Source organism: Clostridium sp., assembly GCF_029258205.1.
Taxonomy (GTDB): Bacteria; Bacillota; Clostridia; order Clostridiales; family Clostridiaceae; genus Sarcina.
Genome location: NZ_JARHZJ010000088.1, coordinates 66,318 through 88,026 on the forward strand (window position 1 = coordinate 66,318; position 21,709 = coordinate 88,026).

A 21,709-nucleotide genomic window follows, 5' to 3' on the forward strand; every position below is an offset into this window, starting at 1 on the left:
TCCATTTGGAATTGGTTATTTTTTTACTTCTTATTATCTTTTCTACTAGAACAACTTCCTTTAGAAGCACATCCGCTACAACCACTACATTGTCCTTTAGATGATTTTTTGAAGTTTTTATATAATATAAACACAACAGCTATTACTATTAAAGCTGTAATAAGAATTTCCATTTAAAACACCTTCTTTAAAAGATTAATAAACCGATATGATAAATTATGAAGGCACTTATCCAAGCAACTAGGAATTGGAATATTACTGATAAAACTGTGAACTTACTACCATATTCTTTTTTCATAACACCTACAACACTTATACATGGTGTATAAAGTAATACAAATACCATGAATGAGTAAGATGAAAGTGCTGTAAAGAATTGAGGTAACATATTAGTTAAATCACCTTTATAAATAACTTCCATTGTTGATATTATAGTCTCTTTAGCCATTAAACCAGTTAATAATGAAACTGAAGCTTGCCAATCTCCAAATCCTAATGGAGCAAATATTGGAGCTATAAATGAACCTATGTTATATAAGAAACTATGTGTTATATCTTCAACCATTCCAGTGAAATTAAAGCTTTGAAGGAACCAAATAACAACACTCATTGCAAAGATAATAGTTCCAGCTTTCTTTAAGAAGTTTTTTGATTTATCCCAAAGCTGAGCTAATACAGAACTAACTTCTGGCACTTTATATTCAGGAAGCTCTATAATGAATGGCTCTTCATCTTTCTTGAATAAAGTATTTTTAAATACTAATCCTAATATAAAAGCTACTAATATACCTAATATGTATAAAGAAGCAACAACAATAGATGCATTATCTGGGAAAAATAATCCAGCAAATATTACATATACAGGTAGTCTAGCATTACATGACATAAATGGTGCTAAAAGGGCAGTAAGTTTTCTATCCTTTTCACTTTCTAAAGTTCTAGCTGACATAATAGCAGGAACTGTACATCCGAATCCTGTTATCATAGGAAGAAAAGCCTTTCCTGAAAGTCCTATTTTTCTCATAAACTTATCCATTAAGAAAGCAACTCTAGCCATATATCCACTATCTTCTAATATTGCTATACACAAGAATAGAGCTAATATTATTGGTAATAAGACTATAATTCCACCTACACCAGCTACAACACCATCAACAAGTAATGATTGGAACCATGGAGCTGTATCTGATAAAAGATTACTTAAGTATGGCATGAAAGTATCACCTAAAAATCCATCTAAAGCATCTGAAATAGGTTGTCCAACCCATGAGAATGTAAATTGGAATACAAAAAACATAAGTGCTATAAATAATGGGTATGCAAGCCATGGATTTAAAAATATTTTATCTAACTTATCAGTTAAAGTAGTTGAAGAATTATCTGATCTATTAAAGCAGTCTGATAATTTATCTTCAATAAATCTATAAGTATGAGCCTCATCATTAAATGAGTAACTATTTTTATCTAAATATTTTTCGAAATCACCTTTATTTAAAAATTCTTTAACGTCATTTAATCCTTCTTTTTTAGATGCTGTTATAGGAATTACTTTAAGATTAAAAGCCTTCTCTAATTTTTTAGGATCAATTTTAATTCCTTTTTTCTCAGCTATGTCGTTCATATTAAGAAGCAATACTATTGGCTTCTTGAATTCTTTAAGTTGCATAGTTAAATATAGATTTCTATCTAGATTAGAAGCATCTACTATATTTAATATTAAATCAACTTTTCCAGATTCTAAGAATTTTTTAGATACTTTTTCTTCGTTAGAGAATGTATCTAAAGCATATATACCAGGTAAATCGACTATTTTGTTAGAGTTGAAAAATCCTTCCTTTTTATCAACTGTAACACCTGGCCAGTTTCCTACATGTTGGTTAGATCCTGTTAAGGCATTAAAAAGAGTAGTTTTACCAACGTTAGGATTACCGAGTAAAGCTATTGTTGTCATTAGTTTTCCCCCTAATTAAATTATTCTATTTTATTTATTACTTTAAAATTATATTTTTAGCATCCTTTTTTCTGATTGCTAAATCAAATCCTCTTAAATTTACTATTAATGGATCGCCAAGTGGAGCCACTCTTTTAAGTTTAACTTCTGTTCCTTCTATACATCCTAAAGCAAGAAGTCTTTTAGCTAAACCATTGTGTCCACATATTTTATCTACAATACCTGCTTGGCCTATTTTTAAATCATATATACTCATCTTAAGCACCTCACTAATGAAAATCATTATCAAATTCATCTAAATTATATCAAGCCATATGAAATTTGTCAATTGATAAATTCTATTAATTAAAAATTTAATAAATATTTATTAACACTTAACGAAATAATGATATAATGATATAATGTTTTTGTTATAAGTTTATATAAGAAAAGAGTGATAAAGTGATCATAAAAGAGCATGAAATAGATATAAATGATTTAGATCTTAGTAATGCCCTATCTTTTAATGAAAATTATGATATATATAAACAGGCTGTATATTTTGATTTAGAACACTATGTATATAAAAAACCAAAGTGCATAGGTGTTTTTGGTGCTGGATATTTTGATAAAGATAAATCTAAATTCATTACTACTCAGTACATGATAGAGCATAAGGGAGAAGTGAGAGATATTCTTTACTTAGCAAAGAAATATTTTATAATGGTTGCAGCAGAGAAAAAGAAGAAATACATAGTAACTTTTTCTGGAAATAATGACTTTACAGTTATAAATTATTTGTTTGATAAATATGGGATAAACTTTGATTTTAATAATTACTTTAGATCTGTGGATATACAGAAAATTTATGAGCATACTTTTAAGCAAGGGATAGGTCTTAAAGCTTTGGAAAAGAAATTTGGAATTGAAAGAGAAGGTGATGTTCTTTCAGGATCAAATTTAGCAAAAACATTCCATAAGGTTTTAAAGGATAAAGATTATTTTCAAAGAATGCCAAAAGAAAAAATTGAAAAGATACTTGTATATAACGAGCAAGATGTTGTAAATTTATTTCACATATTATTGAGTTGGAAAAAGATATTAGTTAATTTAGAAGACAGTGAAAGTAAAGAAAGTAAAAATTAATAGTTTGTTATAGGAAAGAAAACTATAAAAACTAAAAGCACCGATTATTGGTGCTTTTAGTTTTTATGCCTTTTTATAGATTTTCCATCAGAAGTTAAAATAATAGTTCCATCTTCATCTGTTCTAAAAATCTTAGTTTTATAATAAGATAATTTTTTTAGTGTTTCTTTTGATGGATGACCATATGAATTATCTAAACCTGAAGAAATTATAGCTATTTTAGGAGAAACTTCTTTTAGGAATGAATCTGTTGAAGAAGTTGTACTTCCATGATGTCCTACCTTTAATACATCTGATTTTAAATTTTTATTTGATTTAACAACTTCCATTTCCACTTCAGTTTCTGCATCTCCAGTAAACAAAAAAGAGGTTTCACCATAATATATCTTAAGAAGAGGTGAGTAGTTGTTTAGGTTTTCATACTTCTTATCAGATGGAGAATATATCTCTATTTTAGTGTTTTCGCCTAAATCTATGGGGAGAGAGTTTGATGTGGATATTGTATTTATATTAATATTCTTTTCTTTTAGTGCAGTTACCATATCTTTGAATATATCAGTATTTTCTGTGGCTTTTGGTGCACAAAAATATCCTACATCGAATTTTCTAATAATAGACTCCATACCTCCAATATGATCGGCATGAGGATGAGTGGCTATTATAAAATCAAGTTTCTTTATTTCAAGTCTTTTTAAATATTTTACTAGACTCTTAGAAGATTCTAGAGTCCCAGCATCTATTAAAAGATTTTTGCCATTGCTTTGTATTAAAGCGGAATCTCCTTGTCCTACATCTATATAATGTACAATAAAATCGTGATTTGGAATTGAGTATAAAGGAGAATAAAAAAATATTGATGTCAATAGTATAAATATTAAAAATAAACTAACTTTTTTAGGGGTGATCTTCAATTAAAAAACTCCTTTGAAAATAATTAATTATATAATAGATTATTAACAGATAGTTAAAGTAATAAACTTTAATTTGTAAATTTTATAATTACAATTAAAAAAAATAATGAATTTTTTTGGAAAGATACAACTTTAATGATATAATTAAATTGGATATAATACATCTTTAACCTTATAAAAACTAAAAAGGGGGCTTAATAATGAAAAAAGAATTTTGCTTAAAACATGGAAAAGTAACTATGAACTTTACAGCGAAGTATTGTGATAGTTTTGAATCCATAATAAATAGTGAAGGATTTAGAAAAGTCTTAGAAAGTTATTTAAAAAAGACTAAAAATAAGAAAAGTCATAATTTTAGATTCTTAAGTGAAGCTACAGGTACTGAAGACATAAAGGTTATATCTAGGTACTTAATAAGCACATTAAAACTATTATCTATGATGGGGGCTGATGAGGTATTAGTTATTAATGATGATTTTGAAGGATTGATTGAGGATAAGAACTCTTTTGCTAATATTATAGATGATGTTTATTCCTTCTGGAGAAAGTTGGAAAGATATACTGTTATTCAAAATAATAAAGTAAAAGATGGTATTGCAGCAGTAGGATTTGTAGATGCTAATAAAAGTTTTAATGATTTAATTTTGAAATTTTATAGAAGACTTCAAAAGAATCTATTAGGAAGTATGCCTAACATACTTAGACAGGTTTCGGCAGGTGGAAATGCAAGTATTATGGTAAGTGATTTAATATGGCCAAGTCCAAGAGAATATTCTATACTAGAACATATTCCATTTATAGATGCAATATCTTTAGAAGCACCATTTATAACTTATCCAAGTAAGAATACTAGAGATGGTATATTCTTAGAAATAAGTGAAAACCCATTAACTAGGTCTCATATAAATAGTGAAGAATGGTTTTGTTATCCTGCTAAGGTAGGAGAATTATTAGCTTATGTATATTTTCATAGAGATTTTATGTCTCATGGGATAAGTTTATGCAATTTGTTTGATTTAGCAACTGTAGAGGAGTGTAGGGGAATAAAACCAGATATTATTTATGTTTTCGGAGCTAAGGACGATGATGATGAATTAAAAACTTGTTTCTATGATGATGAGAAGAATAATATAATGTTAGGATATGCTAATTATAGTGAAGAAATAGATTATTTTGGATATATGAAAAAAATGATATTAACTTTGCACAATATAATAATGATAAAAAGAGGATATATGCCTATTCATGGAGCTATGGTTAATGTTGTTCTTAAAACTGGAAAAGAAGCTAATATTGTAATAATGGGAGATAGTGGAGCAGGAAAATCTGAAAGCTTAGAAGCTTTTAGAGCTTTAAGTGAAGAATATATAAGTGATATGACCATAATTTTTGATGATATGGGTTTATTTAAAAATGTAGATGGTGTCATTAAGGGATATGGAACTGAAATAGGAGCCTTTGTAAGACTTGACGACTTAGATCAAGGCTATGCTTTTAAGGAAATTGATAGAAGTATATTTATGAATCCTGATAAGATAAATGCGAGACTTGTTATGCCAGTATGTAAATATGATGAAATAATAAAAGGATATGAGGTAACTATTTTCCTTTACGCCAATAATTATGAGGGATTAGCTGAAGGAGAAAATTCTATTGAATATTTTAAAAATCCAGAAGAAGCTAAGAAGGTTTTTAAAGTAGGTGCTAGAATGGCTAAGGGAACTACTACTGAAAATGGTTTAGTTGAATCATATTTTGCTAATCCTTTTGGTCCAGTTCAAAAGAAAGAAGCTATGGATTTAATAATAGATAAATATTTTGAAGATATGTTTAATAGTAAAGTAAAAGTTGGACAAATAAAAACTTGTTTAGGTGTTTTAGGCTTTGAAAAGGAAGGGCCTAAAAAAGCAGCTATAGAACTTTTTGATATAATTCAAAAAATGTAAAAGTTATATCCCTATTAGAAATTTCTAATAGGGATATAACTTTATTTTCAGTCTTTTATGTTATTAAAATAACCATAGAATGATAAGCAGTATAATCCTGCTAAACCTACTAATACATATATTACTTTGCTCCAAATAGAGGCTATTCCAAAGATTGAGTCTACTAAATTAAAATTCATAATACCAATTAGACCCCAATTTAGAGCTCCTATTATTACTAGAGTAAGAGTAATAATATTTAATGTTTTCATTATTAACACATCCTTTTCTAAGATATGCTAATATTATTAGTAGAAATTTGTATTTTATTCATATTTAAAAATATAATAAAAAAGAAATAGCTTAAGCTATTTCTTTTTTTAAAGAGTTATATTTCTATCTATTAGTTGAGATAAAGATATAAATGTATCAGTTGCACTTATTCCTTCAATATGATTAATTTTGTTCATTAAAATATCTTGAAGATCTGATATGTTCTTGCAAATAACCTTAGAGAAAATAGCATAACCACCAGTTATTAAATGAATTTCAACTACTTCTTTGATTTTTGAAAGTTCATCAAAAACATGAGTATATGATGAAGTAGAGCTAACATGAACACCAACGAAACATGTAACATCATAACCTAATTTAGGTAAATTTAAAAGTATTCTAGTACCTTTTATAATTCCTAAGTCTTCCATCTTCTTCATTCTAACATGGATTGTACCACCTGAAACATGGCATATTCTTGCTATCTCTAAGTAAGGAGTTCTGCAATCTTTAATTAGGATATCTAAAATTTGTAAATCTAATTCATCTAAATGAGTTGATGTATTTGTTAAAGACATAGTATCACCTCTTTAAAATTTGAATAAAATGATAATTCTATTTTAACAAATTTTCTATAAAAATACTATATATTCTTTTGATAATAACAAATATATTTTTATTAATTTAACACATTAATAAAAATGATATTATAAATGTTAATTTTATAATAATATTTTAAAAAAATAAAAACTTGAAAATATTTTTCTTTTAGACTAATATATTATATAAGGAGTATTATGCAAGGAGGTAAAAATATGGGAATATTTATATTGATTTTACAAATGATACTTTTAGCAGTAGTAATTTTTGGAGGATTTTCATTATTAAGTAGATTTGTATTTAACAAAATTAAAATTAATAAATGGATAATTTTAGCTGCAGCAATAATAATTTTCCTTATTCCTATGTTTATTCCTATGAATCAATGGCTTATGTTAACAATTTCAGCAGTAGCAACTATATTATTCTTATGGTTCTTAGATATTAGTAGAAATGGGTATCCAAAACTTAAAAAAGATAAAAAAGTTGTTATTAAACCAAAAGCAAAACCCAATAGAGTTAAACATAATAAGGATTCAAAAAAATAAACTCCATTACTAATGGAGTTTATTTTTTTATTCATAATTAATAAAGATTGGAGAGGAAATTGCCTCTTTGTTGTTATTTAAATAAACTTTAGCTACAAACCAAGTTTCATTTAAAGAAACTTCTTTTTCAAAAATGTATTTAATATTATGCAAATCTATATCTTTAATTTCTTTAATAATTTTTCCGTTATTAGTTAAAAAATGAATTTTATATATTTTATTTAAGTAATCTTCTACCTGTAAATATAAACTAATTTTTGAAGATGAATCTACAGTAATTGTCCCACCCATAAAGGTTGAATTTAAACAAAATAACATTTTTAAAGTTTTAGATTCAGTTGAAAATATATGTCTATTTTTAAATGCATTAAGTAGAGAATTTTTATCTAATTTATGTGAAATTATACATGTTAAATTTTCACTATCCCCTTGATTTAATTTATGATTATCTTGAGAATTTATAGGACCTATTTTAAAACCTTTATCTAAGAGTGAGAAAAATTGAGAATCATATCTAGTATAATTATTAGGAGGAATTCCATTTCCAACTTCTATAGAACATAATAATTTATCTAAAATTGGAGTGAAGTTAATTTTTTTAGATATAGAATTTTTAGGATGATTAATACTAAGTAAAGCTGTGTGATCATTAATTAACCAGAGCAATAAATATTTAATATCAGGAATTATTCCAGTAAAAAATGTATTAGGACATATTATATTTAAGTGACCTAGGGTAGTAGATTTGGCTTCGAAACCACATAAAGCTAAAAAGTCAGAATGTTTTTTGTTAAATTTATTTATACATTTATTTAAATATGCCCATTTTGAAATTTCTTTATTTTTTTCTTTGATAGTTTCACTTAAATATTTATTATGATCTGTGATTATTAAAAAATCCAATCCATTAGAGCGAGCGTGTTCTAATGATTCATAAGGATTGCTTTTTCCAGTGGATAAAGATGTATGAGAATGAGGAATTCCATAATAAAATCTAAGTTTATCAAAAGGTATAGCTTTTTTATCCATAAATACCTCTTTATATATTAATATAATATATAATATTAATAATATTTAGATTAAATGTGTTTTATTTATTATTTTTGTATATGTTTTTTATAAATATAATATTAATAATACTTATGTTAAAATGTATTAAATTTAAGAGAGAAACCTTAAATTTAGGAAAGATTAAATTAAGCATATAAAAGCATAAGTAGACATATTCTGCTTTCATATGATAGAATTATAAGAATGGCTAAGAGGTGATTATATGTTAATTAAAATTAGAGGAAATAAGCCTAAAGTAGGGGAAAACACATTTATAGCTCACAGTAGTGATATCATTGGAGACGTTACTATAGGAAGAGATTGTGGAATTTGGTTTGGAGCTGTAGTAAGAGGAGACGAAAACTCAATTAAAATAGGAAATGAAACCAATGTACAAGATAAGGTGGTATTGCATGGTGATAAAGAATACATAGTTGAAATTGGTGATGGTGTTACTATAGGACATAGTGCTATAATACATGGATGTAAGATAGAGGATGAATGCTTAATTGGTATGGGAGCAATAATATTAAATGGAGCCAAAATAGGGAAAAATACTATGATTGCTGCAGGAACTTTAGTAAGTCAAAATAAGAAAATACCTGAGGGTGTATTAGTCATGGGGATTCCAGGAAAGATTGTTAGAAAACTTACTCAAGATGAAATTGAAAGTATAAAAAATTCAAGAAAAGAATATATAAAGATGAAAAATCTTTATATTAAATAAAGGAGGAGCTTATGATAATAAACGTAGGACAATTTAATAAAATGAAAGTAGTAAGAGAAGCGGATTTTGGATACTACTTAGACAGAGGAACTAGAAATACTTCTGATGATATATTAATTCCAAATGGAAATTTAGATGGAAAAGAAATCAAGGTTGGAGATGAAGTAGAAGCTTTTATCTATAGAGATTCTAGAGATAGACTTATAGCTACATTAAAAAAGCCTTTAGCCGTTGTAGGAGATGTTGCCTTATTAGAGGTTAAATCTATTACTAAGATAGGTGCTTTTGTAGATTTTGGTTTAGAAAGAGATATACTTGTTCCATTAAAAGAGCAAAAATACAAAATGGAAGAGGGTAAAAGATATTTAGTATATATTTATGTTGATAAGACAGGAAGATTAGCAGCAACAACAGAGGTAGATAAATATTTAGAGGAAATAGAAGAGCCTAAAATAGGAACAGAAGTTTCAGGAATAGTTTATGGACATCAAACTAATGGGTCTTTAAGAGTAGCAATAGATAATAGATATAGAGCTGTAGTTCTTAAAAATGAATATTTTACCAATATTAAACCTGGAGATACTATAAAAGGTAAAATAATAAAGGTTTATGAAGATGGAATAGTAGGATTATCTTTAAGAAATCATAAACTTAAGGAAAGAAATGAATTAGGAGAAACTATATTAAACTACTTAAAAGAAAATGGTGGAGTTATGAGTTTAAATGATAAGAGTACTCCAGATGAAATAAGAAATACTTTTAAAACTTCCAAAAATTACTTTAAAATGGCCTTAGGTGGATTAATGAAAAAAGGTTTAATAGAGCAGGATGAATTTGGTACTAGATTAAAATAATATTAATAGCTATATGGAGTTTTTACTCTATATAGCTATTTTTGCTATTATATTTAGTATAAAAAATAATTTTCTGGAGATTTTATTGGTATAGGTGGTGAATTTTATGAGGAAAAGAAAAAATAATGGAATAATATTTATTATAAGTTTAATATCATGTTTATTACTTGGATGTAATATTGCTTTGGCAAAAGAAAATCCTAATACTATAGAATTTCTAAGTTGTGATGAAGAAATTATAATTTTAAGAAGTCTTGGTGAAACTGTTTTGATAAGTGAAGGTGATAATGCAGAGGGAATCATAGAAGGAATAAATCAAGAAAAGTTAAATGAAGTTGATTTGTTTGTTTTAAGATCTATTGAAGAAGAAACTAATGAGCTTATTAAGAATTTGATAAATAAAAGTAATATAGGGAAAATACTTCTTCCTACTTTAAATGGAGTAAGTGAGGAGGTAAATAATCTTATAAAGGAAAAAAATATAGAAATAGTATCTATGGAAGATGGATTTAGCTACAATAAGGAAAGTATTTCTTTAAATGCAAAGAAAGTAGATGATTCTAAGGAGGGAATGATTTTTGTTACTGTAGATAATATCAAGCTAGCTATTTTATCAGAAGAGGCTTATGATAGTGCAATTAACCTTAGTAAGATAGAAGATTGTAGAGTTGAGATTTTGAATTTAATTGATTCAGAGAAAGAAAGTAGAAAAAAAGTGGAAAAATTAGTTAAGAGATTAAAGCCTTTAGTAATAATAGAAGATTTAGATAATGGGAATTCTATAGAAAAGTTAGGAATCAAACATTATAACTTAAATGAAGAAAATGGATTAAAAATAATGAGAGTTCTTGGAGAAACTAAAGAGTTTGAGGTTTTTTCAAAAAAAGAAGGTTATATATCAAAATAACTTTTTATAAAACTTACAAACATATTCCGAAAATTACTAGACTTAGCTAAGAATTTATAATAATTACTTCGAAAATATCACTAAAGCTTCGAAACTTACTACGCTTCAAATAGTTTTAGCTTTTTAACGTGATATTTTCTACATAATAATTAAAATTCTAAAGATCATTTAGATATTATCTTAATACTGTTTGTAAGTTTTATTATTATATTTTCATAGGGTCTTTTATCTGCTTTTTACATAGATTTTTCTAAATCTTGATGAGAGTTTTTCTTTTATTATTAAAAATATGAATATAGAAGCTGCTATGGAAGTAACAGCTAAAACTTGAACTCTGAAATCAATAAAAGAAAGTTTTAATGAAATTGGACTTAAGCATACATATGTTAAAACTCCTATTAGTATATATATTAAGAAATTTGATAAGGATAAACCTATATTTATATTTTTGTATATTTCATAAAGATTTAAGCAAAGAGAAAGTGATGAAATTACAAGCATAGTTATTGCATAGCCATAAATATTTATAGATGGTATTGCAGTTAAGAAAAATAACAATGTAACTTCTAAAACTTCTGTTATTATAGTATTTCTTAAAATTACGTTTTGTTTTCCAAGTCCATTTAAAATTCCATACATAGTATTTGATGTAAATACTATTGGCATCATTACTGATGTTACTCTTATATATTCTCCTAAATCATCTCTTCCAAAAAATAATTTACCCAAAGAATCAGGAACGCATAATCCAATAATTGTGGTACAAATACCTATTAGAAAAGCTATTTTAATAACATCTTTAATTCTTTTAGTAGCTGAAAGATAATTTCTTTTACTTAAAGTTTGAGATAAATCGGGTATTAACATGGTGTTTATTGAAGAAACTATAATTATAGGAAAAGTTACTATGGACATAGCCATGGAAGAGTATTTTCCTATAAGAGAAAGTGCTTGAGAATAAGTAAATCCAGCAACTACAAGTCGTTTAGGAACTAAAAGTGTTGATATAACGCTAAATATGCTAGTTAAAAATCCGTTTAAACATAATGGGACTGAAGTTACTAAAACATCAAATAATAATTGCGCATGGCTCTCCCCTTTTGTATTTTTTTTAGGAAATTTCTTAATTGAATATTTAAAATAGCCAAATAAAAGGATTAAGCTTTGTAGTTCTCCAAGACATAAGGCTAAGTAAGCTAAAGTAACTAAAGACTCTAAAGTTTTAGCTTTAAATATAAAAATTAATATAGCTAAAACAAAAATACGTAAAGATTTTTCTGAAATATCTATAAAAGAAGGAGCTGTAATTTTAGAAGTTCCATAGAAAAATCCCTTTAATATGTTTGAAAGTGATATAAATATCATAGCTGGACAAGTTACCATTATAGATTTTATTATTCTAGGATCCTTAGCCCAAAAATGTCCAATTATAGGAGATAAGAAAAATACAAATATTCCTATTATAAGGCACCAAATAAAATTAAAAATAGCTACAACTTTCATAGTTCTAATTATGTTTTTATAGTCATCTCTTGATGAATATACAGCAGTTATCTTAGAAATAGATGCAATTATACCAGCTGTCATGATTGCTATAAATAAATTATAAATAGGCATTATAATCCCATAAAGTCCCATTCCCTCAGGACCTAATATTTTTGATAAGTACATAGAAAATATAAAACCTAATAATCCAGTTGTTAAGTTAGAGGCTGTTAATATTAGAGAGTTTTTATAAAAATCATTTTTACTCAATGAATCACCACCCTGTTTTAAAAGTTCAATAATAATGAATATTCACAACTTATGTTAAATATTCATTATATAGAAGGCAATTATTATTAATTATACATAAGTTATTAATTATGAAATTTTATTTTTGAGGCTTTTTAGGGAGGAAATATGAAGAATGTTATAAGATTTATTAGTTTAATTTTAATTAGTGTATTACTAGGAAGTATAATGTGTTTTTTTACTAATAAAGATGGTAAATATTTAGAAAGTGAAAGTTTTAGTGAAGAGTTAATATTAAAAGGATTAAAGGGAGCAAGAGCCTTAAGTCATAATGAAGAGAATATTTATATAGCAGTAAAAAACAAAATTTTGAAAATAGATAGAAATAATAATGTGTTTTTGGAAGTAAATGAAGATGGAAATATCTATGATTTAGAATATTATAATGAATTTTTATATTACACTTTAGATGAAAAGTTAGTAGCTTACAACATAAGAAGTTCAGAAAGAGAGGTTTTAATTGAGGACATTCCTAATAAGGGAATAAATAAAGAGGATACTATGATTTTAATAAATGAAGGAAAACTTTATTTAACCATAGGAACTTCTACAAATTCTGGAATAGTAGATGAAGAGGGAGAAAATCCTGACATTCCTCCAGTAGATATTATTTTAAGTGGAAGAAATTATGATGAAAATAAAAAGGGAGCTTTTGTGCCATATAATACTAATACATCAAAGGGAGAAAAAATAAAAGGGAATATATTAGGGAGTGGAGCTATTATAGAATTTGATATACAGAGTAAAAAAAAGCAATTATATTCTTATGGAATAAGAAATGTTAAAGGGTTTGATTTAAATAGTTCAGGAGATATTTTTGCAATTGTTGGAGGAATTGAAGATGAGGGATATAGGCCTTTAAGTGGAGATTGCGATTATATATATAAAATAGAGGGAAAGGGAATTTGGTATGGTTGGCCAGACTATAGTGGAGGAGATCCAGTTAATTCTCCAAGGTTTAGAGAGGAAGGAAAGCCTATAATTAATTTTATAACAGATGAACATAAAAGTTATGTAATGCCAAAACCTTTATACCAAAGTGAGAATGCTGGAAATATAAATACATTATTAATAGATAAAGAAGGAACAATTTTAGAGAAAAATTCATTTTTATTCTTTAATAATAAAAATAATACTCTTTTAAAATTCTTAAAAGAGGGAGAAGTTAAAGAATTTATATATTTAGATAAAAATTCATATATAAATGATATGAAGATAATAGGAGAGAATCTTTATATATTAGACGGTAACAAGGGAGTGCTTTTTAGACTAGAAAAAAGTGATATAAAAAATAGCATACCTCTTTATAATTATTTTGTTATATTAGGGATAAACTTTATATTTATTGGAGTTTTGATTATTAAGTTTATGCTATCTTTAAAGAAAAATAAATAAAGTATTTAGTTAGAAAATTAAAAAGTAAAAATAGTTACAGAAAATAAAATTATAAGAGTAATTTTTTCTAAATAAGCATAGAAAGAATTACTCTTTAAATGTATAATAGAAATTAATATGGAATAAATTGGGAGTGATATTATGGTAAGAGAAGTTATACTTGATATGAGTAACATAAATTTTAAAGGTAACACTTTAGATGTTGGTATAAATAACTATGGAATTATTTATAATATTTTAAAGCAGACAGAAAGTGAAATAAGTGTAGATTATTATGTTGAAAACTTTAATGGAGAATATAGAAATCAATATGATAATGGTGTGCTTTTCTTTGCTTTAAGCCAATTGCATAAAAATGAAGTTGAAGATGTTGTAAAAAACATATGGAGCAATGTGAGATTTGGAGGAAGCTTATATATATGGGATAGAGAGAAGCATAAAAAAGAAACTGTAAATGATAAGGTTAAAGTTTTAATGACAGGAAATAAAGAAAAAGAGTTTAAATTTATAGACAATAGTATTTCTAATGAGTTTACAGTAGATAGCTCAAAAAAAATACTTGAAAAATATTTTGAAATAGAGGAAACTAAAGTTTGTGATAAAATAATATTTATCAAAGGAATAAAGAGAGGAAGTATAAAAAATGAAGATACTGCTAACAGCAATAAACTCAAAGTACATTCACAGCAATCTAGCAGTGAGGTATCTGAAGGCATTTACAAGGGATTTAGATTTCCAAGGTGATATAAAAGAGTTTTCAATAAATGATAGAGTTGAGAATATTTTAGAAGGCATTATTGAGGAGAAACCAGATGTAGTTGCTTTCTCCTGTTACATATGGAATATGGAATTTGTAAATAGAATAGCTGAACTTATAAAACTTGTTAATCCTAATATAGAAATACTTTATGGTGGACCAGAAGTTTCCTATGAAGGAAAAGAATTTTTAGAAAATCATCCAGGTGAATATGTAATTGTAGGAGAAGGAGAAAAAACTTTTAGAGAGTTTGTTCTTTATAAACTTGGAGATGGAAAAATAGAAGATATAAAAGGATTAAACTACAAAAGGGATGGAAAAGTCTTTGAAAATACTAAAAGACCTGAAATGGATATGAATGAATTAGTATTTCCTTATACTTATGAAGAAGATATAAATAATAAGATTGTTTATTATGAAGCTTCAAGAGGATGTCCTTTTAAATGTAAATATTGTCTTTCGTCTGTAATGCATGGAGTTAGGTTCTTAGATGTAGAAAGAGTAAAAAAAGAATTAAAATATTTTATGGAAAGAGGATTAAAATTAGTTAAGTTTGTTGATAGAACCTTTAACTGTAATAGAGAATATACAGTTGAGCTTCTTAAATATTTAAGCGAGCAAGATACAGATACAAGATTTCATTTTGAGGTTGCAGCAGATCTTTTAACAGATGATCAAATAGAAATACTAAATAATGCTCCAAAGGGAAGATTCCAATTAGAAGTTGGAGTTCAAACTACAAATAATGAAGTCCTATATAATATAAATAGGTATATTACATATGAAAATATAAAACAGAAAGTATTAAAAGTTGCATCAGGAAAAAATGTAATTCAGCATTTAGATTTAATAGCAGGGTTACCAGGAGAGGATTTAGATTCTTTTAAAAAATCTTTTAATGATGTTCATGCTATAAGACCAGATGAGATTCAATTAGGTTTTTTAAAATTATTAAAGGGATCATCAATGAGGGAAGAAGCCGAAAAGTGGGGAATAGTTTATTCACCTTATGCTCCGTATGAAATAATCAGAAGTAAAGATATAAGTTATGAAGAACTTTTATTATTAAAGAAAGTAGAAGCAATGGTTGATAAATATTATAATTCATGCAAGTTTAACAATGTAATTAAGTTCTTCTTAAATATATATGATAAACCTTTTGATTTTTATTATGATTTAGCTATGTTTTTTGAAGAAAAGGGTAATTTCAAGAAAAGTATAGGAAATGTTGAATATTATAAGATATTATTAGATTTTTATCTTGAGAAGATAGGAAGAGAGGATGAAGATCTATTTAAGGAAGTTTTAAAATTTGATTATTTATGCTTTAATAAAAAGAGATGGTTACCAGAGTTTTTAATTAGAACAATTACTAAAGAAGATGAACAAAAGATAAAAGATAGTTTTGATAGACAAATGCCATTTAAGAAATCGCATATAGAAAAATTTGAAATAGATATAATTAATTATATAAAAAATGGAGAAATTAAATTTGAACCAAAATATCTTATATTTGATGAAATGAATTTTGACTATGATTCACATGTAGAAATTGAAATGAAATAAATGGAAATTTGAAATTTATTAGTATATTAGTCGTATTAATATACAATATATAAAGATGTTAATACGACTTTTTGTAAATGTTAATAAATTTAATTTTTTATTCAAAAAAATATAATGTGGATTTTTGCAAAAAAATCCTTGAAAATGTATACATTGATAAAATTATATTGAATTAAGTTTATTTTCATGTATAATTAATATTAAGGGTTAATTAATACTATATAAAGTATTAATATATATTTTATAAAAATTCCTTATATAAAGGTGGTGAAACTTTGGCAATAGAAGCAATAAAAGAAATTAAAAAAGTTGAATTGCAAGCTGATGAAATGATTAAAAAAGCTCATGAGCAAAGCAAAAAAATAATTTCAGATGCAACAATACAAGCTGATGAAAGATATTATTCAATAATAGAAGAAGCTAAAAATGTTGCAAGAGGAATTATTAGCAATGCAGAGGAAGCTGGAAGAAAAGAGGCTGATGTCATACTTTCAGAAGGTGAAAAACAATGTACTGAGGTATCAAGTCTTAAAGGTTCTAAGATTGATTCAGCAGTAAATTTAGTTATTGAGAGGATTGTGAAAACTAATGGCAATAGTTAAGATGAATAAATTCACCTTACTTGCCTTTGAATCAGAGAAAGAAAAGCTTCTTAAAAAAATTCAAAGTTCTTCAGAAGTTGAGTTTATAAACTTACAAGATGAAGAAAAAGTGGAAGGCAATAAAGTCTTTGAATCTCTTAGCAAAGATGATTTAGATAATGAAACAATTCTTATAGAAGAAAATGTTTCAAAAACAAGATCAGCTTTAGACTTCTTAAAAGAGTTTGTTGCTGAAGTTGGAGGACTTAAGGCTTTAAAAATTGGTAAAGAAAGTTTAACTTTGAATGAGCTAGAAGTAAAGGTTGAAAATAGCAACTGGGAAGTCGTTTATTCAGAGGTTAAGAAAATGGAGAGAGAGCTTGCTACTCTAGAAAACGAAAAGACAAAACTTTTAGGTGAAATAGAAATCTTAGAGCCATGGCAAAGTTTCGATGCTCCACTAGGTGAATTAAATAATTTTGAAAAAGTAGTTGCGTTCTTAGGTGTGATTTCAAGTCAAAATCTTGAAAACATGAAGAATGAGATTGAAAGTGAATTTAGGGAAAGTTATATAGAAATTATTTCTAACACTGACCAAGATTCATATGTCTTTGTAATGACAATGAAAGAAAGAGCTGAAGAAATGGATGAAGTTTTAAAGAACTTTGGTTTTTCAGCATTCCAAACTAAGTATAAAGAAAAAGCTTCAGTTCTTGTTGAAGAGTTTAAATTAAAAATAAAAGAAATCGAAGCTCAAAAGACAGACTTAAGAGGAGTACTTTCAAATTACAGAGAAGAAAAGAGAACTTTAGAATTAGCTTATGAATATTACAGCAACATACTTATTAGAAAAGAAGCTAGTGAAAACTTCTTAAAAACAGATAAAGTAGTTGTTATTCAAGGTTGGGTTCCAAAGAATGATAATTTTTCTTTAGAAGGAATTATACAGAGTTCAGTAGGAGATATGTATTATCTTGAATTTGAAGAAGTTAAAGAAGATGAAATTGCAGAAGTTCCAGTTAAATTACACAATAAGGGACCAGCAGCAGCTTTCGATTCAATAACAGAAATGTATAGCTTACCAAGATATGATGAAATAGACCCTACACCACTTTTAACACCTTTCTACCTAGTATTCTTTGGTATGATGGTTGCAGACTTAGGATACGGACTAGTATTATTTATAGGATCACTATTAGCTATGAAATTACTTAATTTAGATGAGGCACAAGAAAAGTTTGCTAAATTCTTTATGTATTTAAGTATAGCTACAACTGTTGCAGGAGCAATATTTGGTACTGTCTTTGGATTTGAATTACCATATGCACTTATAAATCCAAGTAGAGATACCAACTTGTTACTTATGTTATCAGTTGGATTTGGTGTTGTTCAAATATTCTTTGGATTATTTATAAAAGCATACATGTTAATTAGAGATAAGCAATATTTATATGCTTTATTTGATGTAGGATCATGGATAATGCTTTTAATAGGTCTTCCAATGTTATTCTTTGGTGGCACTATAAGCTTAGTAGGTAAAGTATTAGCTATAGTAGGTTCAATATTAATAATCTTAACACAAGGTAGAGATGAAGAAACAAAAGGTGCTAAAATAGGTCAAGGTTTATATGCCTTATATGGTATAACAGGATACGTAGGAGACTTAGTATCATATACAAGACTTATGGCTTTAGGTATTGCAGGTGGATCAATAGCAGCTGCACTTAATCTAATAATAGGTATGTTCCCAGGAATAGCAGTTATAGTTGTAGGACCTTTATTCTTTATAGCGGCTCATACATTTAATATGCTTTTATCATTACTTGGAGCATATGTTCACACAGCGAGATTACAGTACGTTGAGTACTTCTCAAAATTCTATGAAGGTGGCGGAAAAGCATTCACACCATTTAGAACAATAAATAAATTCATAACAATAAAAAAAAATAAATAAATTATAGTTAAAATTAAATTAAAATAACATTATATTTTCAGGAGGAATTAAATTATGGAAAACTGGATTTCATATTTTATGGCAAATTACGGAGGATTAATATTTGGAGCTTTAGGTATAGCTTTAGCTGTAGGTATGTCAGGTATAGGATCAGCTAAAGGTGTTGGTATAGTTGGGGAAGCAGCAGCGGGATTAGTTACTGAAGAACCAGAAAAGTTTGGTAAAGCATTAGTTCTTGAATTATTACCAGGTACACAAGGTCTTTATGGATTCGTTATAGGTTTCTTAGTATTTAACCAAATTAGTAATGGTGAAGCATCACTAGCTAAAGGATTATACTTATTATTTGCTTGTTTACCAATAGCTATCGCTGGATTATGGTCAGGTATATCTCAAGGTAAAGCAGCTGCAGCTGGTATCCAAATCTTAGCTAAAAGACCAGAGCACAACACTAAAGGTATAATATTCGCAGCAATGGTTGAAACATATGCATTATTAGGATTCGTTATATCATTCTTATTAGTAAATGGTGCAAGCGTAATAAAATAATAGTAAGCAAAGATTGGAGAAGTGAAAGGAATGTCAAATTTAAACAATTTAACTTCCAAGATTCTAAATGATGCTGAAGAAAAGAAAAAGTATATATTAGCTGACGCTGAAGCGCAAAAAGATAAAATAATATCTAAGAAAACTAATAGAGCAGAAGCGGATAAAGAAGAAATAATAACTAAAGCTAATATAGAAGCAGAAGTTAAAAAAGCAAGAATAATTTCAAATGCTAAATTATCAGTAAGAAATGATATGTTAAGAGCTAAGCAAGACGTTATATCAAAAGTATTTAACGAAGCTATAGAAAAATTACAAAATCTTTCTAATGGAGATTATAAATATTATGTTATTTCAACTTTAGATTCTTTAGAGTTAGAAGGAACAGAAGTTATTATAATCAATGAAAAAGATAAAGATATATTTAGCAATGAGTTCTTGGAAGCATTAAATAAAGAACTTGAATCTAAAGGAAAAAAAGGAAGTATTACATTAAATATGGAAGGCAAGTTTAATGGTGGCTTCATATTAGATAGAAATGGAATACAAATAAATAATACCTTTGAAGCTTTAATTAACTCTTTAAGAGGAGAGTTAGAGTTTGAGGTGAACAAAGTATTATTTGATTAAGGAGGATGAAGAATGGATTCAATGCAATTTTTGCAATTAATTCCTAGAATCAGAGTATACGAAAAGAAACTCCTTGATAAAGCTCAAATAGAAAGAATGATAGATGCAAACACTGCAGAAGGTGCATTAAAAGTTCTACAAGAAACAGAGTATGCAGCATTTATGAATGAAGTAAGAAGACCAGATGATTATGAAATTCTTTTATCAAATGAGTTAGTTAGATTGTATAAAACTATGTATGAAGCTAGTCCTTTAAAAGAAATCATAGATGTTATGGCCTTAAAATATGACTATCATAACATAAAAGTGTTAGTTAAGGGAAAAATCTTAGACAAAGATTTTTCCCAAATGCTAATACCAGTTGGTATGGTGGGATTAAATGATTTAAAATCTGCAATAAATGGAGAAGATTTTGGTAGACTTCCTAAGAAAATGGAAGAGTGCTTAAGAAAAATATTTGAAAAGTTTGAGGAAACTGATGATCCTCAATTTATAGATTTAATCGCAGATCAATACTTATATGCTAATATTCATGAAATTGCAAATAAGAAAAATATAAAAGATAAGGCTTTAGATAGATATCTTACTAATCTTATAGATTTAAATAATGTCAAAACATTATTAAGAGCTAAAAAGCAAGATAAAAATGTTACCTTCTTTTTAGATGCTATAGTGCCAGGTGGTAGTATAGATACAAGTAAATTTAGAAGTTTATACTTAGATACAATCGAAAATATTCCTAATAATTTAAGTAGTAAAGAATATTCACAAGTACTAAGAGAAGGAATAGCTAGTTATATAGAGACTTCATCAGTTAGTGAATTTGAAAAGCTTATTGATAATCACATAATGAGTATAATGAAGGAAGCTAAAATAGTAACTAAAGGTCTAGAGCCAGTTTTAACATATATGTATGTTAAAGAGAATGAAATAAAGCAAATAAGAACTATCATGGTTGGTAAATTAAACAATATTACTAAGGAAGTAATAAGAGAAAGGCTGCGTGATGGATATGTATAAAAAAATAGGAGTTGTAGGTGATAAAGATTCAGTTTTAGCTTTTAAAGCTCTTGGAATAGATGTGTTCCCTGTAGTTGAAGATGAAGAAGCTAGAAAAACAATTGATAAGCTTGCAATGACAGGTTATGCAGTAATCTTTGTTACAGAGCACGTAGCTAAGAATATAGAAGAAACTATCGAGAGATATACAAGACAAGTACTTCCTGCTGTAATATTAATTCCAAGCAATCAAGGAACTCTAAATATAGGAAAACAAAGAATATCAGATAACGTTGAAAAAGCAGTTGGCGTTAACATTTTATAGAAAGTAGGTAGATAACTTGAAAACGGGGAAAATTATCAAGGTTTCAGGTCCTTTAGTAGTTGCTGAAGGTATGGATGAAGCTAATGTATATGACGTTGTAAAAGTTGGAGAAAAAGGTCTTATTGGAGAAATCATTGAAATGAGAGGAGATAAGGCTTCAATCCAGGTATATGAAGAAACATCAGGTATTGGACCTGGGGACCCAGTTATAACTACTGGTGAACCACTTTCAGTAGAATTAGGACCAGGACTTATAGAGTCAATGTTCGATGGAATACAAAGACCTCTAGA

At 27.1% G+C, this 21,709-nt stretch carries 23 protein-coding genes and 1 pseudogene; 16 read left to right on the plus strand and 8 right to left on the minus strand.

Features of this window, described 5'->3' with window-relative positions:
• Nucleotides 1-23 precede the first annotated feature (23 nt).
• The 3 genes from Q1J60_RS10940 to Q1J60_RS10950 are packed head-to-tail and all read right to left on the minus strand — an operon-like array spanning nt 24 to nt 2,207.
• The gene (locus Q1J60_RS10940; protein ID WP_300262109.1) at nt 24-173 is read right to left on the minus strand and encodes a FeoB-associated Cys-rich membrane protein; all 150 of its coding nucleotides are present in this window, start codon (nt 171-173) and stop codon (nt 24-26) included.
• A gap of 14 nt (nt 174-187) precedes the next feature.
• Nucleotides 188-1,951 carry a ferrous iron transport protein B gene (gene feoB / locus Q1J60_RS10945; RefSeq protein WP_300262112.1) on the minus strand — a complete coding sequence of 588 codons (1,764 nt, stop codon included), beginning with the start codon at nt 1,949-1,951 and terminating at the stop codon, nt 188-190.
• 37 nt (nt 1,952-1,988) lie between these two features.
• On the minus strand, nt 1,989-2,207 hold the full coding sequence (locus tag Q1J60_RS10950) for a FeoA family protein (RefSeq protein ID WP_300262116.1): 219 nt from the start codon (nt 2,205-2,207) through the stop codon (nt 1,989-1,991).
• A 185-nt stretch (nt 2,208-2,392) separates the two neighbouring features.
• Here Q1J60_RS10950 and Q1J60_RS10955 point away from each other — a divergent pair, with 185 nt between their 5' ends.
• Nucleotides 2,393-3,076 (plus strand): ribonuclease H-like domain-containing protein, encoded by a 684-nt coding sequence (locus Q1J60_RS10955; protein WP_300262119.1) that lies wholly within the window; start codon nt 2,393-2,395, stop codon nt 3,074-3,076.
• 56 nt (nt 3,077-3,132) lie between these two features.
• On the opposite strand, the gene Q1J60_RS10960 is transcribed toward Q1J60_RS10955, so the two are convergent.
• Complete coding sequence (locus Q1J60_RS10960; protein ID WP_300262121.1) at nt 3,133-3,987, minus strand: ComEC/Rec2 family competence protein; 855 nt, start codon at nt 3,985-3,987, stop codon at nt 3,133-3,135.
• A gap of 200 nt (nt 3,988-4,187) precedes the next feature.
• Here Q1J60_RS10960 and Q1J60_RS10965 point away from each other — a divergent pair, with 200 nt between their 5' ends.
• Entirely contained in the window at nt 4,188-5,933 is a 1,746-nt protein-coding gene (locus Q1J60_RS10965) for a phosphoenolpyruvate carboxykinase (ATP) (protein WP_300262124.1), read from the plus strand.
• A 47-nt stretch (nt 5,934-5,980) separates the two neighbouring features.
• Here the strand turns inward: Q1J60_RS10965 and Q1J60_RS10970 are convergent, their stop codons facing one another.
• On the minus strand, nt 5,981-6,184 hold the full coding sequence (locus tag Q1J60_RS10970) for a DUF378 domain-containing protein (protein WP_300262126.1): 204 nt from the start codon (nt 6,182-6,184) through the stop codon (nt 5,981-5,983).
• Nucleotides 6,185-6,292: 108 nt separating this feature from the next.
• Entirely contained in the window at nt 6,293-6,763 is a 471-nt protein-coding gene (locus Q1J60_RS10975; RefSeq protein WP_300262129.1) for an Lrp/AsnC ligand binding domain-containing protein, read from the minus strand.
• 237 nt (nt 6,764-7,000) lie between these two features.
• Here Q1J60_RS10975 and Q1J60_RS10980 point away from each other — a divergent pair, with 237 nt between their 5' ends.
• Nucleotides 7,001-7,333: a hypothetical protein gene (locus Q1J60_RS10980; protein ID WP_300262132.1), complete on the plus strand. Its 333-nt coding sequence runs from the start codon at nt 7,001-7,003 to the stop codon at nt 7,331-7,333.
• Nucleotides 7,334-7,360: 27 nt separating this feature from the next.
• Here Q1J60_RS10980 and Q1J60_RS10985 read toward each other — a convergent pair whose 3' ends face one another.
• Complete coding sequence (locus Q1J60_RS10985; protein ID WP_300262134.1) at nt 7,361-8,362, minus strand: CehA/McbA family metallohydrolase; 1,002 nt, start codon at nt 8,360-8,362, stop codon at nt 7,361-7,363.
• A gap of 244 nt (nt 8,363-8,606) precedes the next feature.
• Between Q1J60_RS10985 and Q1J60_RS10990 the strand changes: the two genes are divergently transcribed.
• The 3 genes from Q1J60_RS10990 (at nt 8,607) to Q1J60_RS11000 (ending at nt 10,871) form a co-directional block, all read left to right on the plus strand.
• The gene (locus Q1J60_RS10990) at nt 8,607-9,110 is read left to right on the plus strand and encodes a gamma carbonic anhydrase family protein (protein WP_300262137.1); all 504 of its coding nucleotides are present in this window, start codon (nt 8,607-8,609) and stop codon (nt 9,108-9,110) included.
• Nucleotides 9,111-9,121: 11 nt separating this feature from the next.
• The gene (locus tag Q1J60_RS10995) at nt 9,122-9,964 is read left to right on the plus strand and encodes a CvfB family protein (protein WP_300262139.1); all 843 of its coding nucleotides are present in this window, start codon (nt 9,122-9,124) and stop codon (nt 9,962-9,964) included.
• 106 nt (nt 9,965-10,070) lie between these two features.
• Nucleotides 10,071-10,871, plus strand: a complete 801-nt coding sequence (locus tag Q1J60_RS11000; RefSeq protein WP_300262142.1) for a hypothetical protein — start codon at nt 10,071-10,073, stop codon at nt 10,869-10,871.
• Nucleotides 10,872-11,096: 225 nt separating this feature from the next.
• Here the strand turns inward: Q1J60_RS11000 and spoVB are convergent, their stop codons facing one another.
• Entirely contained in the window at nt 11,097-12,626 is a 1,530-nt protein-coding gene (gene spoVB / locus Q1J60_RS11005; protein WP_300262145.1) for a stage V sporulation protein B, read from the minus strand.
• A gap of 147 nt (nt 12,627-12,773) precedes the next feature.
• Between spoVB and Q1J60_RS11010 the strand changes: the two genes are divergently transcribed.
• The 10 genes and pseudogenes from Q1J60_RS11010 to Q1J60_RS11055 all read left to right on the plus strand — a co-directional run.
• Entirely contained in the window at nt 12,774-14,060 is a 1,287-nt protein-coding gene (locus Q1J60_RS11010) for a PQQ-dependent sugar dehydrogenase family protein (RefSeq protein ID WP_300262148.1), read from the plus strand.
• 141 nt (nt 14,061-14,201) lie between these two features.
• On the plus strand, nt 14,202-14,804 hold the full coding sequence (locus Q1J60_RS11015; RefSeq protein WP_300262151.1) for a hypothetical protein: 603 nt from the start codon (nt 14,202-14,204) through the stop codon (nt 14,802-14,804).
• The gene (locus Q1J60_RS11020) at nt 14,704-16,383 is read left to right on the plus strand and encodes a B12-binding domain-containing radical SAM protein (protein ID WP_300262154.1); all 1,680 of its coding nucleotides are present in this window, start codon (nt 14,704-14,706) and stop codon (nt 16,381-16,383) included. The genes Q1J60_RS11015 and Q1J60_RS11020 overlap by 101 nt, the downstream gene beginning before the upstream one ends.
• 275 nt (nt 16,384-16,658) lie before the next feature.
• A complete protein-coding gene (gene ahaH / locus Q1J60_RS11025) occupies nt 16,659-16,985 on the plus strand; it encodes an ATP synthase archaeal subunit H (RefSeq protein WP_300262157.1) in 327 nt (108 codons plus the stop codon).
• Nucleotides 16,972-18,918, plus strand: a complete 1,947-nt coding sequence (locus tag Q1J60_RS11030; RefSeq protein ID WP_300262159.1) for a V-type ATP synthase subunit I — start codon at nt 16,972-16,974, stop codon at nt 18,916-18,918. Before ahaH ends, Q1J60_RS11030 begins: the two co-directional genes overlap by 14 nt.
• A 54-nt stretch (nt 18,919-18,972) precedes the next feature.
• On the plus strand, nt 18,973-19,467 hold the full coding sequence (locus tag Q1J60_RS11035; RefSeq protein WP_300262162.1) for a V-type ATP synthase subunit K: 495 nt from the start codon (nt 18,973-18,975) through the stop codon (nt 19,465-19,467).
• 30 nt (nt 19,468-19,497) lie between these two features.
• Nucleotides 19,498-20,094 (plus strand): V-type ATP synthase subunit E, encoded by a 597-nt coding sequence (locus Q1J60_RS11040; protein ID WP_003449544.1) that lies wholly within the window; start codon nt 19,498-19,500, stop codon nt 20,092-20,094.
• Between the two features lie 12 nt (nt 20,095-20,106).
• Nucleotides 20,107-21,114 carry a V-type ATP synthase subunit C gene (locus tag Q1J60_RS11045; RefSeq protein ID WP_300262165.1) on the plus strand — a complete coding sequence of 336 codons (1,008 nt, stop codon included), beginning with the start codon at nt 20,107-20,109 and terminating at the stop codon, nt 21,112-21,114.
• Nucleotides 21,101-21,418, plus strand: a complete 318-nt coding sequence (locus Q1J60_RS11050) for a V-type ATP synthase subunit F (protein WP_003449642.1) — start codon at nt 21,101-21,103, stop codon at nt 21,416-21,418. The genes Q1J60_RS11045 and Q1J60_RS11050 overlap by 14 nt, the downstream gene beginning before the upstream one ends.
• Nucleotides 21,419-21,434: 16 nt before the next feature.
• Nucleotides 21,435-21,709: pseudogene (locus Q1J60_RS11055) on the plus strand (V-type ATP synthase subunit A); the annotation flags it as partial.